Here is a 12,781-nt window from a genome sequence, read left to right as displayed (position 1 = left end):
CGATGTTTCACGTGAAACACCGACCTGACCGACGCCCTGGAAGGGGTGGTGTTTCACGTGAAACATCACCCCTCTTCGCGTTCCCGGTGCAGGGCCACAGCGGTCGCCGCATAGATCACGGCCACCAGCATGACCAGCAGGGGCGACCGGCCGTCGGGCGGCAGCATCAAGGCCGCGACGGCCGCCGCGCCCACGAAGGCGACGTTGAACAGCACGTCGTAGAGGGAGAAGACCCGGCCTCGAAAGGAGTCGTCCACGGACCTCTGGACCACCGTGTCCGTCGCGATCTTGGCCCCCTGGGTGATGAGTCCGAGGAGGAAGGCGGCGACGAAGAAGGGTGCCGGGGCGAAGGACAGGCCGAGTGCCGGTACCAGGGCGGCGGCCGTGGCCGTGCACAGCGTCATCCAGCCGAAGGCCCCGAACCGCCCCACTGCCCAGGGAGAGAGGACAGCCGCCGCGAAGAAGCCGGCGCCCGACGCGGCGACGGCGATGCCGAGGAATCCGAGGCCCTCGGACTCCGTGGAGCTCCAGCCATAGCGGCAGAGCATGAGCACGGTGACGAGCAGAGCGCCGTAACAGAAGCGCATGAGGGCCACCGCGGTGAGCGCCCGGACGGCAGGGCGTCGCTCCGCGAGGTGTCGCAGTCCCGCAGCCAGGCCGTGCGCCGTCGACTTCAGAGCAGAGACGAAGGACTGCGGCACAAGGGTCGGGTCGGGGCCGAGGAGCTCCCGGGACATCCGCAGTGAGGCGAGGGCCGCGCAGAGATAGAGGACGGCACCGCAGGCCACGACGACCGCGTCGGAGTCGTCGGCGATCAGCCGCACACCGAACGCGAGACCGCCGCCGAGGGTCGCGGCGAGGGTACCCGTGGTGGGCGAGAACGAGTTCGCCATGACGAGCCGCTCCTCGTCGACGACCCGCGGGAGGGCCGCCGAGAGTCCGGCGAGGACGAAGCGGTTGACGGCGGTGACGGAGAGGGCGGAGGCGTAGAAGAGCCAGTCCGGTACGGAGGCGAGGACGAGGACGGCGGTCCCGCAGGCGAGCAGGGCGCGCAGGAGGTTCCCGTACAGGAAGACCTGGCGGCGCTGCCAGCGGTCGAGGAGTACCCCGGCGAAGGGTCCGACGAGCGAGTACGGGAGCAGGAGCACCGCCATGGCGGAGGCGATCGCCGTGGGAGAGGTCTGTTTCTCGGGGGAGAAGACGACGTACGCGGCCAGGGCCACCTGGTAGACGCCGTCGGCGCACTGGGAGAGCAGCCGGACGGCGAGCAGGCGACGGAAGTTCGTCAGGCGCAGGAGTACGCGCAGATCACGTACGACGGACATGGCGCAAGACTCACATACGACGAGGGCCCCCGGGCAGTGCCTCGGGGACCCTCGATCGACGAGCGTGCGGCGCTTTAGCGCTCGACCTCACCCTTGATGAACTTCTCGACGTTGGCGAAGGCCTCGTCGTCGAAGTACTGCACCGGCGGGCTCTTCATGAAGTAGCTCGACGCGGAGAGGATCGGGCCGCCGATGCCGCGGTCCTTGGCGATCTTGGCCGCGCGCAGGGCGTCGATGATGACACCGGCCGAGTTCGGGGAGTCCCAGACCTCGAGCTTGTACTCCAGGTTCAGCGGGACGTCGCCGAAGGCGCGGCCCTCGAGGCGCACGTACGCCCACTTGCGGTCGTCCAGCCAGGCCACGTAGTCCGAGGGGCCGATGTGGACGTTCTTCTCGCCCATCTCGCGGTCCGGGATCTGCGAGGTGACGGCCTGGGTCTTGGAGATCTTCTTGGACTCCAGGCGGTCGCGCTCCAGCATGTTCTTGAAGTCCATGTTGCCGCCGACGTTGAGCTGCATCGTGCGCTCAAGACGGACACCGCGGTCCTCGAACAGCTTCGCCATCACGCGGTGCGTGATGGTCGCGCCGACCTGCGACTTGATGTCGTCGCCGACGATCGGGACGCCCGCCTCGGTGAACTTGTCCGCCCACTCCTTGGTGCCGGCGATGAAGACCGGGAGGGCGTTGACGAAGGCGACCTTGGCGTCGATGGCGCACTGGGCGTAGAACTTCGCCGCTTCCTCGGAACCGACGGGCAGGTAGCAGACGAGGACGTCGACCTGGCGGTCCTTGAGGATCTGGACGACGTCGACCGGCTCCTCGGCGGACTCCTCGATGGTCAGGCGGTAGTACTTGCCGAGACCGTCGAGCGTGTGACCGCGCTGGACCGTGACGCCCTTGTTCGGGACGTCGCAGATCTTGATGGTGTTGTTCTCGCTGGCGCCGATGGCGTCGGAGAGGTCGAGGCCGACCTTCTTCGCGTCGACGTCGAAGGCGGCGACGAACTCGACGTCACCGACGTGGTAGTCGCCGAACTGGACGTGCATCAGGCCGGGCACCTTGGCCGCCGGGTCGGCGTCCTTGTAGTACTCGACGCCCTGAACCAGCGAGGCGGCGCAGTTGCCCACGCCGACGATGGCTACGCGAACCGAACCCATTCCGGTTGCTCCCTGTGTGATCGTGGAAGCCCTGCTGTGCGCAGGGTTTCACTTGGCGGTGTCATCGGACGGATCCGGCCGGGTACTGCCCCCGTGCCGGGGCAGGCCGCCCGTTTCTCCAGAATCGTTGTCGTGCTGAGCGGGGGCGTCGGAGCCGGATCGCTGATCCCGCCCTGCCCGCTCGCTCTCGATGAGCTCGTTCAGCCAGCGCACTTCGCGCTCCACGGACTCCATACCGTGGCGCTGCAGCTCAAGTGTGTAGTCGTCCAGGCGCTCGCGGGTCCGGACCAGGGAGGCGCGCATCTTCTCCAGGCGCTCCTCCAGCCGGCTGCGGCGGCCTTCGAGCACGCGCATCCGCACCTCGCGCTCGGTCTGTCCGAAGAAGGCGAAGCGCGCCGCGAAGTGCTCGTCCTCCCAGGCGTCCGGGCCGGTGTGGGAGAGGAGCTCCTCGAAGTGCTCCTTACCTTCCGGGGTCAGCCGGTAGACGATCTTGGCCCGGCGTCCCGCCAGTGAAGCGGCGAGGGCCTCCTCCGGGGCGCTGCCCGGCTCCTCGATCAACCAGCCGTTTGCGACCAGCGTCTTGAGGCAGGGATACAGCGTTCCGTAGCTGAAGGCCCGGAAGACGCCCAGCGAGGTGTTGAGGCGCTTGCGCAGCTCGTACCCGTGCATGGGGGCCTCGCGCAGCAGGCCGAGAACGGCGAACTCGAGGATTCCGGAGCGTCTGCTCATCCGTCGCCTCCTCCTCCGCCCTCGGGGCCCTTATGCCGTGCTGATGTATCGACTCGATACATCAGCACGATAGAACGGCCCCTCTGTCTCGACAAGCGGGATCACCGTGACCGGCGTCACATCGTCGATTCACAGCGATCGACTTGCCTGATTTGGGGTGAAGTCCGGCTCTCGGTGGGTTTTGGCCGTGCGTAGTCTGTGCGGCATGCAGATCACCGGGAACCGAGCGAGGCCCTGGAGCGTCAGTGCTGCGGGTGACCGGCTGCGGTACGGAGGGGCCTCCGATGGGTTCCGGCCGTGCGCATTTCGGGGGGACCGGAACTCAACTGCCGCTTCCAGGCGTACGCGCCTGCCCGAGGAGTAGTCGTTCGATGAGCGAGCATCGTCGCAAAATGCCGCCGCAGCAGCCGCCGACGGGCGGTCGCGCGGCGGCACGGCGCGCTGCCCAGCAGCCGGGCCGCAGGTCGGCCCCGGCCCATGACGTCGGTACGGGGGCCCCTTCGGCCTCGTACGGACCTCCCTCCTCCTATGGAGAGGAGCAGCGTCCCTACGGAGGGCGCGCGGAGGCCCGCCGGGCCGCCCAGCGCGGCAGCCGTCGCAGGGGCGCCGACTCCGGCCCCGGTGGCCCCGGCGGTCCCGGTGGGGGACGGCGCGGTGGTGGTGGCGGAGGTCGCGGCAGTGGTCCGGGGCGCGGCGCCGGCGGTCGTCCGCCGGGCAAGAAGCGGATCATCGACTACCCGCGCCACAACAAGTACGGCTGGCGTCGCTGGATGCCGTCGTGGAAGCTCGTGACGGGCACGTTCCTGTTCTTCGTGGCGAGCCTGATGGGCGCGGCCGCGATCGCGTACTCGAAGGTGGAGATCCCCAACACCGCCGACACGGCGACCTCGCAGAACAACATCTACTACTGGGCCGACGGGTCGCGCATGGTCGCGACAGGCAGCGGTACCAACCGCCAGATCGTCCAGATCGGGCAGATCCCGCTCTCCATGCAGAACGCGGTGATCTCCGCGGAGAACAAGACCTTCCGTGACGACTCCGGAATCGACCCCATGGGTATCGCCCGCGCCGTGTGGAACATGGCCAAGGGCGGCGAGACCCAGGGTGGTTCGACGATCACCCAGCAGTACGTGAAGAACAACCGCCTCGACGACCAGTCGCAGACCCTCACCCGGAAGGTGAAGGAACTCTTCATCTCCATGAAGGTCGGCAACGAGCTCGGCAAGGACGAGGTCATGGCCGGCTACCTGAACACCTCGTACTACGGACGGGGCGCCTACGGCATTCAGGCGGCGGCCCGCGCCTACTTCAACAAGGACGCCAGCAAGCTCGATCCCAGCCAGTCGGCGCTGCTCGCCGCGGTGCTGAAGGGCGCGACGTACTACGACCCCGCCGGTTACCCCGACATCGACCCCCGGGCCACTCCCGAGGCGAACACCGCGCGGGCCACCGAGCGGTGGAAGTGGATCCTCGACGAGATGCAGAAGGACGGGCATCTCACCGCCGCGGAGCGGGCGAAGTACACCACCTTCCCCAAGGTGGAGAGGCTCCGGAAGAGTGCCAACCTGAGCGGCCAGATCGGCTACCTGGTCAGCACCGCCAACCAGAACATGCTGAACCAGTTCGGGATCACCGAGCCGGAGCTGGAGCGCGGCGGCTACGAGATCTACACCACCTTCGAGAAGCCGAAGGTGGACAAGATGGAAGCGACGATCAAGAAGGTCATCAAGGAGAACATCGACCCGAAGAAGCGTCCGAAGGAGGACACGCACGTCCAGTTCGGCGGCGCTTCCGTCGACACGGCCACCGGGAAGATCGTCGCCATCTACGGTGGCGTCGACGCCACCAAGCACTTCCGGAGCAACGCCGACAGCACCGGAGCCCAGGTCGGATCGACGTTCAAGCCGTTCGTGCTCGCCGCCGCGATGAAGGACGGAGTCCGGGATCCGAGGCTGGGTCCTGATCAGGACGCGTCCGAGCGCACGATCCTGGACCCGGACAAGAGCCTCTACAACGGCAAGGACGACCTGACGATCCGCAAGTACAACGGGGACGTCTGGCTCGACGACAAGGGGAAGGAGTGGCGTCAGAGCAACGACGAGGACGCCAGCTACGGCCCCATCTCCCTGCGCTACGCCATGATCAAGTCCGCCAACTCCCCTTACGTGCAGCTCGGTATGGACGTCGGCATCGACAAGGTTCGCGAGGCGGCCATGAGCGCCGGACTCCGTGAGGAGTCCCTCGTCAAGGGCGAGGTGCCCTCCTTCTCCCTGGGTGTCTCCAGCCCGAGCGCCATCCGCATGGCCGGCGCGTACGCCACCTTCGCCAACAAGGGTGAGCAGAACGACCCGTACTCCGTCGAGAAGGTCAAGCGGAGCGGCATCGTCATCAAGAAGCACGAGGCCAAGCCCAAGTCGGCCTTCAGCCCGGCCATCGCCGGCAACGTCACCGACGTGCTGCGGTCCGTCGTGGACGACGACCGGGGCACCGGCACCAAGGCCCGCATCCCGGGCCGCGCGGTCGCCGGCAAGACCGGTACGACCGACGACAACATGTCGGCCTGGTTCGTGGGCTACACCGCGCAGCTGGCGACCGCGATCGACATGTACCGCTTCGACGACGACGAGACGAAGAAGGGCCGCGAGTTCCTGCCGATGTACGGCACGGGTGACCAGCCCACGATCCACGGTTCGTCGTTCCCCTCCCGGATCTGGCGGGAGTACATGACGGATGCCGTGAAGGACATGCCGCTCGTGGACTTCCCGAAGCCGGAGAAGCTGGAGGGCGCCAAGCCCGTCTACGGCGGTGGCGCCCCCAGCCCGACGCCGACCCCGACGGCCACCCCGACGCCCACCGAGTCGACGACGCCGACGACGACCCCTCCGGCCACCCCGTCGAAGACGACGACCCCCCCGGCGACGCCGTCCAAGACGCCGAAGCCGGGCAAGACGACCTGTGACGTCTGGGACTGGAACTGCAACAACACGGGTGACCCGGGTGGCAACACCGGCCAGCCCACCACCACACCACCCACGACGAGCACACCGACGGCGACCGGCACGCCGACGGACGACAGCTCGGGGGGTGGCAACGGGCCGGGCGGTAAACCCGGCGACGGGACCTGGGTCCCCTGACCCCGACCCCCTCGCCGGGCACGTCCTGAGGGCCGCCGCGTCCGCTCCGTACCTTCCGTACGGACCGGCCGCGGCGGCCCTCGCCGTTTTCCCGGGGGCGTACGGCAGGATGTCCCCCATGCCGAGCCTCCAGAAGTCGAGCGCGCCGCGGAACCGCTCGCAGACGGTCATCCCCACCCACCGGGACAAGGTGGCCGCCGCGGGCAGCGAACTGATCGGTGGCCCCTACGGCCGCCGGGCGGTGGCCGCCACCGGGCAGCTGACGCCCGTGCGGGTGATCGCGCTCGTGGCCCTCGGCATGTACGCCCTCGGCATGGTGCAGAAACTGCCCTGCTACAACTGGGCCTGGTTCCAGGGCACGACCTCCCAGTACACCCACGCCTGCTACTCGGACATCCCGCACCTCTTCGCCGGCCGGGGCTTCGCGGACGGTCTGGTCCCGTACTTCGACCGGCTGGGCGGCGACATACCGTTCCTGGAGTACCCCGTCCTGACGGGCCTCTTCATGGAGGTCGCGGCCTGGCTGACGCCGGGCGGCGGCGAGATGAAGCAGCAGGAGCAGTGGTACTGGCTGGTCAACGCGGGCCTGCTGATGGTCTGCGCGGCCGTCCTCGCGGTCTGTGTGACCCGGACCCACCGCCTGCGCCCCTGGGACGGCCTCCTGGTCGCGCTCGCGCCCTCGGTCGCGCTCACCGCCACGATCAACTGGGACATACTGGCCGTCGCGCTGACCGCCGCCGCCGCCCTGATGTGGTCGCGGAGCCGGCCGCTGGCCTTCGGCATCCTGCTGGGCCTGGCCACGGCCGCCAAGTTCTACCCGATACTGCTCCTCTGCCCGCTGCTGCTGCTCTGCTGGCGTGCCGGGAAGTGGCGGGCGTACGGGACCGCGGTGCTCGGCGCGTGCGGCGCGTGGCTGGTCGTGAACCTGCCCGTGATGCTGCTCGCGCCGGAGGGGTGGAAGCAGTTCTACCTCTTCAGCCGGGACCGGAACGTCGACTTCGGCTCGATCTGGCTGCTGGTCAGCCAGCGGACGGGCGACGTGATCACGCCGGGCCGGGCCAATCTGTACGGGCTCCTGCTGATGGCGGCGGCGGTGGCCGGTCTCGCGTTCCTGGCGTTCACGGCGCCCCGCAGACCGCGCTTCGCCCAGCTGGCCTTCCTGGTCGTCGCCGCGTTCGTGCTGACCAACAAGGTGTACTCGCCGCAGTACGTCCTGTGGCTGGTCCCGCTGGCCGCGCTCGCACGGCCCCGCTGGCGCGACTTCCTAATCTGGCAGGCCTGCGAGGTCATGTACTTCGTCGGCGTCTGGATGTACCTGGCCTTCACGACCAGCGGCAACAAGCAGGGCCTGCCGGTGGACGGCTACCAGTTCGCGATCGTCCTGCATCTGCTCGGCACGCTGTACCTGTGCGCGATGGTCGTACGGGACATCCTGACGCCCGAGAAGGACCCGGTCCGGCAGGACGGCGCGGACGACCCCTCGGGGGGCGTCCTGGACGGCGCCGAGGACCGCGTCGTGGCGGGCAGGGCGGCGCATCCGGCCCGGCACGCCGCCCCGGCCACGGAGGGACAGCGGGTGCGCTGGGGCACCACCGACGACCCCGGCTACCCCTGGGGCGCTCCCGACTGACCGAGAAACCACTCACCCCCCGGGACGCTGCTCTTTTGGGCCTGCTCAGCGCTCGACGAGCCGGTCGAACTGCGTCGTGGTGTGGCGCAGATGCGCCACGAGCTCATCGCCCACGCGGGGCTCCTGGGCGTCGGCCGGCACGAACAGGATCGACACCTGCATGTGCGGCGGCTCGGCGAACCAGCGCTGCTTCCCGGCCCAGACGAAGGGCGAGAGGTTCCGGTTGACGGTGGCGAGGCCCGCCCGGGCGACGCCCTTGGCGCGCGGCATGACGCCGTGCATCGCCTTCGGGGCCTCCAGGCCCACGCCGTGGGAGGTGCCGCCGGCGACGACGACCAGCCAGCCGTCCGACGCGGCCTTCTGCTGGCGGTAGCCGAACCGGTCGCCCTTGGCGACCCGGGTCACGTCGAGGACGGCGCCCCGGTACTCCGTGGCCTCGTGGTCGCCCAGCCACAGCCGGGTGCCGATCCGGGCGCGGAAGCGGGTCTGCGGGAACTGCTGCTGGAGCCGGGCCTGCTCCTCGGCCCGCAGGTGGCTCACGAACATGGTGTGCAGCGGCAGCCCGGCGGTCCGCAGCCGGTCCATCCAGGCGATGACCTCCTCGACCGCGTCGGTGCCGTCCGGCCGGTCCAGGGGCAGGTGGAGGGCGAAGCCCTCCAGGCGGACGTCCTCGATGGCGGCGTGGAGCTGCTGGAGCTCCTCCTCGCGCACACCGTGCCGCTTCATCGAGCTCATGCACTCGATCACGACCCGCGCGCCGACCAGGGCGTGGACGCCGTCCACCGACGACACGGAACGGACCACCCGGTCGGGCAGCGGAACCGGTTCCTCACCTCGGCGGAAGGGGGTGAGGACCAGCAGGTCGCCACCGAACCAGTCCTTGATCTTCGCGGCTTCGTACGTGGTGCCCACGGCGAGCATGTCGGCGCCGAACCGGGCCGCCTCGTCCGCGAGCCGCTCGTGCCCGAAGCCGTACCCGTTTCCCTTGCACACCGGAATGAGGCCGGGGAACTGGTCGATGACGGTCTTCTGGTGCGCCCGCCAGCGAGCGGTGTCGACGTAGAGGGAGAGCGCCATGGCCGGCCCGGAACCTTTCTGACGGCAGCGGTGGATCAAAGGTGTGTACGAGACTACGAAGCCTACGGAACGCTCAGCGGCGCGACATGTAGATGTCGAGCGCCTTGTGCAGCAGCTTGTTCAGCGGGAAGTCCCACTCGCCGACGTACTCGACGGCCTCGCCGCCCGTGCCCACCTTGAACTGGATGAGCCCGAAGAGGTGGTCGGTCTCGTCGAGCGAGTCCGAGATGCCCCGGAGGTCGTAGACGGTCGCGCCCATGGCGTACGCGTCCCGCAGCATCCGCCACTGCATCGCGTTCGAGGGGCGGACCTCACGGCCGATGTTGTCGGAGGCGCCGTAGGAGTACCAGACGTGCCCGCCGACGACGAGCATGGTCGCGGCGGAGAGGTTCACACCGTTGTGGCGCGCGAAGTAGAGGCGCATGCGGTTGGGGTCCTCGTTGTTGAGGACGGTCCACATGCGCTGGAAGTACGAGAGCGGGCGGGGCCGGAAGTGGTCACGGACGGCCGTGATCTCGTACAGCCGCTGCCACTCCGCCAGGTCCTCGTAGCCGCCCTGGACGACCTCGACACCGGCCTTCTCGGCCTTCTTGATGTTGCGGCGCCACAGCTGGTTGAAGCCCTTGAGGACGTCGTCGAGCGAGCGGTTCGCGAGCGGGACCTGGAAGACGTAGCGGGGCTGCACGTCGCCGAAGCCGGCGCCGCCGTCCTCGCCCTGCTGCCAGCCCATCTTCCGCAGCCGGTCCGCGACTTCGAAGGCGCGCGGCTCGATGTGGGTGGCCTCGACGTCCTTCAGGCGCTTGACGTCCGGGTCCTGGATGCCGGCCTTGATGGCCGCCGAGTCCCAGCGGCGGATGACGACCGGCGGGCCCATCTTCACCGAGAAGGCGCCCTGCTGCTTGAGGTGCGCCAGCATCGGCTGCAGCCAGTCGTCCAGGTTGGGCGCGTACCAGTTGATGACCGGGCCCTCGGGCAGATAGGCGAGGTAGCGCTTGATCTTCGGGAGCTGACGGTAGAGCACCAGGCCGGCGCCGACGAGCTCACCCGACTTGTCGAACCAGCCGAGGTTCTCCGAGCGCCACTCGGTCTTCACATCAGCCCACGCCGGGACCTGGCAGTGGCTCGCGGAGGGCTGGCTCTGGATGAATGCCAGATGCTGCTCACGGCTGATGGTCCTCAGGGTCAGGCTCATGCGGGGCGCTCCTCGGCAGGTGTGTCCCCATCGGTCAGGGGCTCCGGCTCTCGCGCCGAAGCCTACTGTGATCGAGAGGCGCCCCGAATGGGTGTGTGTGCCCCGACGTGGCGTCGGGGCACGCACGAGGTCGCCGGGCACGCCCATGGAGGACGGGCGGGCCCGAGGATGCCGGGCTCAGCCGAAGAGACCGCCGTGGGCCATGCCGAGGTAGAAACCCACCGCCGCCGCGCCGAGTCCGACGATCAGCGCGAAGCGCTCGCGGGTCGTCACGGAGATGAACTGGCCGTAGGCACCGGTCAGGATGCCGATCAGGCCCGACCAGGAACTCAGCAGATGGAGATTGTGGAACTGCGCGGTGACGAAGGCGAGGATCCCCAGGACCAGGGTCACACCCACCAGGGTGTCCTGGAGGGGATGGGGTTTGCCGTCGGTCGCGAAGAGAGAATGGCCGGGGTCGGGTCGCATTGCCTGTGCCATGGGGCACCTCCTGGCGTGCCTGCCGGAAGGCGGCGCATCGTAGCGCCGCCCACATCCGTTGTGTACAGATTGCGTCCCCTCACCGGGGAATTTCAACCGGAAGCCGATGTGCGGGTACTCTGTACAGCTGCGCCGGTGTCTGCCCAGGTCCCTCCGGGATCCCCGACAGCTCTCCTCGCTCGTCGAGGGGGTTTGTCAGTGGTGGCGGATACCGTTGCTTACGCATCACGACCCTCCTGCCACGGAACGACCGTGGCCGCTGAGTCCAAAGGAGGTGGGTTCCACATGCGTCACTACGAGGTGATGGTCATCCTCGACCCCGATCTCGAGGAGCGCGCTGTCTCCCCGCTGATCGAGAACTTCCTCTCCGTCGTCCGTGAGGGCAACGGAAAGGTCGAGAAGGTCGACACCTGGGGCCGTCGTCGTCTCGCCTACGAGATCAAGAAGAAGCCCGAGGGCATCTACTCGGTCATCGACCTGCAGGCCGAGCCTGCGGTCGTCAAGGAGCTCGACCGCCAGCTCAACCTGAACGAGTCGGTCCTCCGGACCAAGGTCCTCCGTCCCGAGACCCACTGAGCTTCTAGCTCAGTGGTCATCGGGTTCGAGTAGCAACAAAGCAGCCAGAAGCAAACCCGCCGAGAGGTTCCCCCATGGCAGGCGAGACCGTCATCACGGTCGTCGGCAATCTTGTCGACGACCCCGAGCTGCGCTTCACCCCGTCCGGTGCGGCGGTCGCGAAGTTCCGTATCGCGTCCACCCCCCGCACCTTCGACCGTCAGACCAACGAGTGGAAGGACGGCGAGAGCCTCTTCCTCACCTGCTCGGTCTGGCGTCAGGCGGCGGAGAACGTCGCCGAGTCGCTCCAGCGAGGCATGCGCGTCGTCGTGCAGGGCCGGCTGAAGCAGCGGTCCTACGAGGACCGTGAGGGCGTCAAGCGCACGGTCTACGAGCTGGACGTCGACGAAGTCGGCCCCAGCCTCAAGAACGCCACGGCCAAGGTCACCAAGACCACCGGTCGCGGTGGCCAGGGTGGATTCGGCGGCGGCCAGCCGGCCGCCGGCGGCGGTGGCGGTGCCTGGGGTGGAAACTCCGGCGGTCCCCAGCAGGGTGGTGGCGGTGCTCCCGCCGACGACCCGTGGGCGACCGGCGGCTCCTCCTCCGGCGGCGGCCAGCAGGGCGGCGGAGGCGGCTGGGGTGGAAACTCCGGCGGCGGCTACTCGGACGAGCCCCCCTTCTAGGGCACGCCCTCGAAGCAGCTCGTAACCCCACTTCTTGATCACACAGGAGAAACACCATGGCGAAGCCGCCTGTGCGCAAGCCTAAGAAGAAGGTCTGCGCGTTCTGCAAGGACAAGACCGCGTACGTGGACTACAAGGACACGAACATGCTGCGGAAGTTCATTTCCGACCGCGGCAAGATCCGTGCCCGCCGCGTGACCGGCAACTGCACGCAGCACCAGCGTGACGTCGCCACGGCCGTCAAGAACAGCCGTGAGATGGCGCTGCTGCCCTACACGTCCACCGCGCGATAAGGGAAGGGTGACCGAAAAATGAAGATCATCCTCACCCACGAGGTCTCCGGCCTCGGTGCCGCTGGCGACGTCGTCGACGTCAAGGACGGCTACGCTCGCAACTACCTGGTCCCGCGTGGTTTCGCGATCCGCTGGACCAAGGGTGGCGAGAAGGACGTGGCGCAGATCCGCCGCGCCCGCAAGATCCACGAGATCGCGACCATCGAGCAGGCCAACGAGATCAAGGCCCAGCTCGAGGGCACGAAGGTGCGCCTGGCCGTTCGCTCCGGCGACGCCGGCCGTCTCTTCGGCTCCGTGACCCCGGCCGACATCGCCTCGGCGATCAAGACCGCGGGTGGCCCCGACGTCGACAAGCGTCGCGTCGAGCTCGGTTCGCCGATCAAGACCCTGGGCTCGCACCAGGTGTCCGTGCGTCTGCACCCCGAGGTTGCCGCGAAGCTCGGCGTCGAGGTCGTCGCCGCGTAACGCTGCCCTTGGCAGTCTGCGCTCAGCAGTGAGGAAGGGCCGTACCCCTCGGGGTGCGGCC

At 68.6% G+C, this 12,781-nt stretch carries 12 protein-coding genes; 6 read left to right on the top strand and 6 right to left on the bottom strand.

All coding sequences use genetic code 11. From position 1 onward, the window contains the following. Nucleotides 1–65: 65 nt before the first annotated feature. The 3 genes from ACZ51I_RS19595 to ACZ51I_RS19585 all read right to left on the bottom strand — a co-directional run bounded on the left by ACZ51I_RS19595 (nt 66) and on the right by ACZ51I_RS19585 (nt 3,211). Complete coding sequence (locus ACZ51I_RS19595; RefSeq protein WP_468877296.1) at nt 66–1,325, bottom strand: MFS transporter; 1,260 nt, start codon at nt 1,323–1,325, stop codon at nt 66–68. A gap of 74 nt (nt 1,326–1,399) precedes the next feature. Next, nucleotides 1,400–2,482 (bottom strand): inositol-3-phosphate synthase, encoded by a 1,083-nt coding sequence (locus ACZ51I_RS19590; RefSeq protein ID WP_468877294.1) that lies wholly within the window; start codon nt 2,480–2,482, stop codon nt 1,400–1,402. Between the two features lie 48 nt (nt 2,483–2,530). After that, nucleotides 2,531–3,211 (bottom strand): PadR family transcriptional regulator, encoded by a 681-nt coding sequence (locus ACZ51I_RS19585; RefSeq protein ID WP_468877293.1) that lies wholly within the window; start codon nt 3,209–3,211, stop codon nt 2,531–2,533. A gap of 371 nt (nt 3,212–3,582) precedes the next feature. Here ACZ51I_RS19585 and ACZ51I_RS19580 point away from each other — a divergent pair, with 371 nt between their 5' ends. Further along, nucleotides 3,583–6,345, top strand: a complete 2,763-nt coding sequence (locus ACZ51I_RS19580) for a transglycosylase domain-containing protein (RefSeq protein ID WP_468877291.1) — start codon at nt 3,583–3,585, stop codon at nt 6,343–6,345. Nucleotides 6,346–6,463: 118 nt separating this feature from the next. Next, on the top strand, nt 6,464–7,975 hold the full coding sequence (locus ACZ51I_RS19575; protein WP_468877289.1) for a glycosyltransferase family 87 protein: 1,512 nt from the start codon (nt 6,464–6,466) through the stop codon (nt 7,973–7,975). A gap of 45 nt (nt 7,976–8,020) precedes the next feature. Here ACZ51I_RS19575 and ACZ51I_RS19570 read toward each other — a convergent pair whose 3' ends face one another. The 3 genes from ACZ51I_RS19570 to ACZ51I_RS19560 all read right to left on the bottom strand — a co-directional run bounded on the left by ACZ51I_RS19570 (nt 8,021) and on the right by ACZ51I_RS19560 (nt 10,724). Continuing rightward, nucleotides 8,021–9,052 (bottom strand): alanine racemase, encoded by a 1,032-nt coding sequence (locus tag ACZ51I_RS19570; RefSeq protein ID WP_468877287.1) that lies wholly within the window; start codon nt 9,050–9,052, stop codon nt 8,021–8,023. A 73-nt stretch (nt 9,053–9,125) separates the two neighbouring features. Beyond that, on the bottom strand, nt 9,126–10,244 hold the full coding sequence (locus tag ACZ51I_RS19565; protein ID WP_468877285.1) for a lipid II:glycine glycyltransferase FemX: 1,119 nt from the start codon (nt 10,242–10,244) through the stop codon (nt 9,126–9,128). Between the two features lie 177 nt (nt 10,245–10,421). Then, on the bottom strand, nt 10,422–10,724 hold the full coding sequence (locus tag ACZ51I_RS19560; RefSeq protein WP_468877283.1) for a hypothetical protein: 303 nt from the start codon (nt 10,722–10,724) through the stop codon (nt 10,422–10,424). Nucleotides 10,725–11,009: 285 nt separating this feature from the next. On the opposite strand from ACZ51I_RS19560, the gene rpsF reads away from it, so the two are divergent. The 4 genes from rpsF to rplI all read left to right on the top strand — a co-directional run bounded on the left by rpsF (nt 11,010) and on the right by rplI (nt 12,720). Then, nucleotides 11,010–11,300, top strand: coding sequence for a 30S ribosomal protein S6 (gene rpsF, locus ACZ51I_RS19555; RefSeq protein ID WP_015034882.1), 291 nt, complete (start codon nt 11,010–11,012; stop codon nt 11,298–11,300). 74 nt (nt 11,301–11,374) lie between these two features. Then, a complete protein-coding gene (locus ACZ51I_RS19550; RefSeq protein ID WP_468877281.1) occupies nt 11,375–11,962 on the top strand; it encodes a single-stranded DNA-binding protein in 588 nt (195 codons plus the stop codon). 56 nt (nt 11,963–12,018) lie between these two features. Beyond that, nucleotides 12,019–12,255 carry a 30S ribosomal protein S18 gene (rpsR, locus tag ACZ51I_RS19545; protein ID WP_005315025.1) on the top strand — a complete coding sequence of 79 codons (237 nt, stop codon included), beginning with the start codon at nt 12,019–12,021 and terminating at the stop codon, nt 12,253–12,255. An 18-nt stretch (nt 12,256–12,273) separates the two neighbouring features. After that, on the top strand, nt 12,274–12,720 hold the full coding sequence (gene rplI / locus ACZ51I_RS19540) for a 50S ribosomal protein L9 (protein WP_053640001.1): 447 nt from the start codon (nt 12,274–12,276) through the stop codon (nt 12,718–12,720). Nucleotides 12,721–12,781: the final 61 nt, after the last annotated feature.

Source organism: Streptomyces sp. NPDC034084 (genome assembly GCF_055575535.1).
The sequence above is the reverse complement of the archived record's forward strand: the minus strand, read 5'-3'. Positions and strand labels throughout refer to the sequence as shown.

What these genes read in the sequence shown, in the direction of transcription:
- ACZ51I_RS19595 (WP_468877296.1), bottom strand. Translation starts at nt 1,325, where the DNA reads ATGTCCGTCGTACGTGATCTGCGCGTACTCCTGCGCCTGACGAACTTC.
- ACZ51I_RS19590 (WP_468877294.1), bottom strand. Translation starts at nt 2,482, where the DNA reads ATGGGTTCGGTTCGCGTAGCCATCGTCGGCGTGGGCAACTGCGCCGCC.
- ACZ51I_RS19585 (WP_468877293.1), bottom strand. Translation starts at nt 3,211, where the DNA reads ATGAGCAGACGCTCCGGAATCCTCGAGTTCGCCGTTCTCGGCCTGCTG.
- ACZ51I_RS19580 (WP_468877291.1), top strand. Translation starts at nt 3,583, where the DNA reads ATGAGCGAGCATCGTCGCAAAATGCCGCCGCAGCAGCCGCCGACGGGC.
- ACZ51I_RS19575 (WP_468877289.1), top strand. Translation starts at nt 6,464, where the DNA reads ATGCCGAGCCTCCAGAAGTCGAGCGCGCCGCGGAACCGCTCGCAGACG.
- ACZ51I_RS19570 (WP_468877287.1), bottom strand. Translation starts at nt 9,052, where the DNA reads ATGGCGCTCTCCCTCTACGTCGACACCGCTCGCTGGCGGGCGCACCAG.
- ACZ51I_RS19565 (WP_468877285.1), bottom strand. Translation starts at nt 10,244, where the DNA reads ATGAGCCTGACCCTGAGGACCATCAGCCGTGAGCAGCATCTGGCATTC.
- ACZ51I_RS19560 (WP_468877283.1), bottom strand. Translation starts at nt 10,724, where the DNA reads ATGGCACAGGCAATGCGACCCGACCCCGGCCATTCTCTCTTCGCGACC.
- rpsF (WP_015034882.1), top strand. Translation starts at nt 11,010, where the DNA reads ATGCGTCACTACGAGGTGATGGTCATCCTCGACCCCGATCTCGAGGAG.
- ACZ51I_RS19550 (WP_468877281.1), top strand. Translation starts at nt 11,375, where the DNA reads ATGGCAGGCGAGACCGTCATCACGGTCGTCGGCAATCTTGTCGACGAC.
- rpsR (WP_005315025.1), top strand. Translation starts at nt 12,019, where the DNA reads ATGGCGAAGCCGCCTGTGCGCAAGCCTAAGAAGAAGGTCTGCGCGTTC.
- rplI (WP_053640001.1), top strand. Translation starts at nt 12,274, where the DNA reads ATGAAGATCATCCTCACCCACGAGGTCTCCGGCCTCGGTGCCGCTGGC.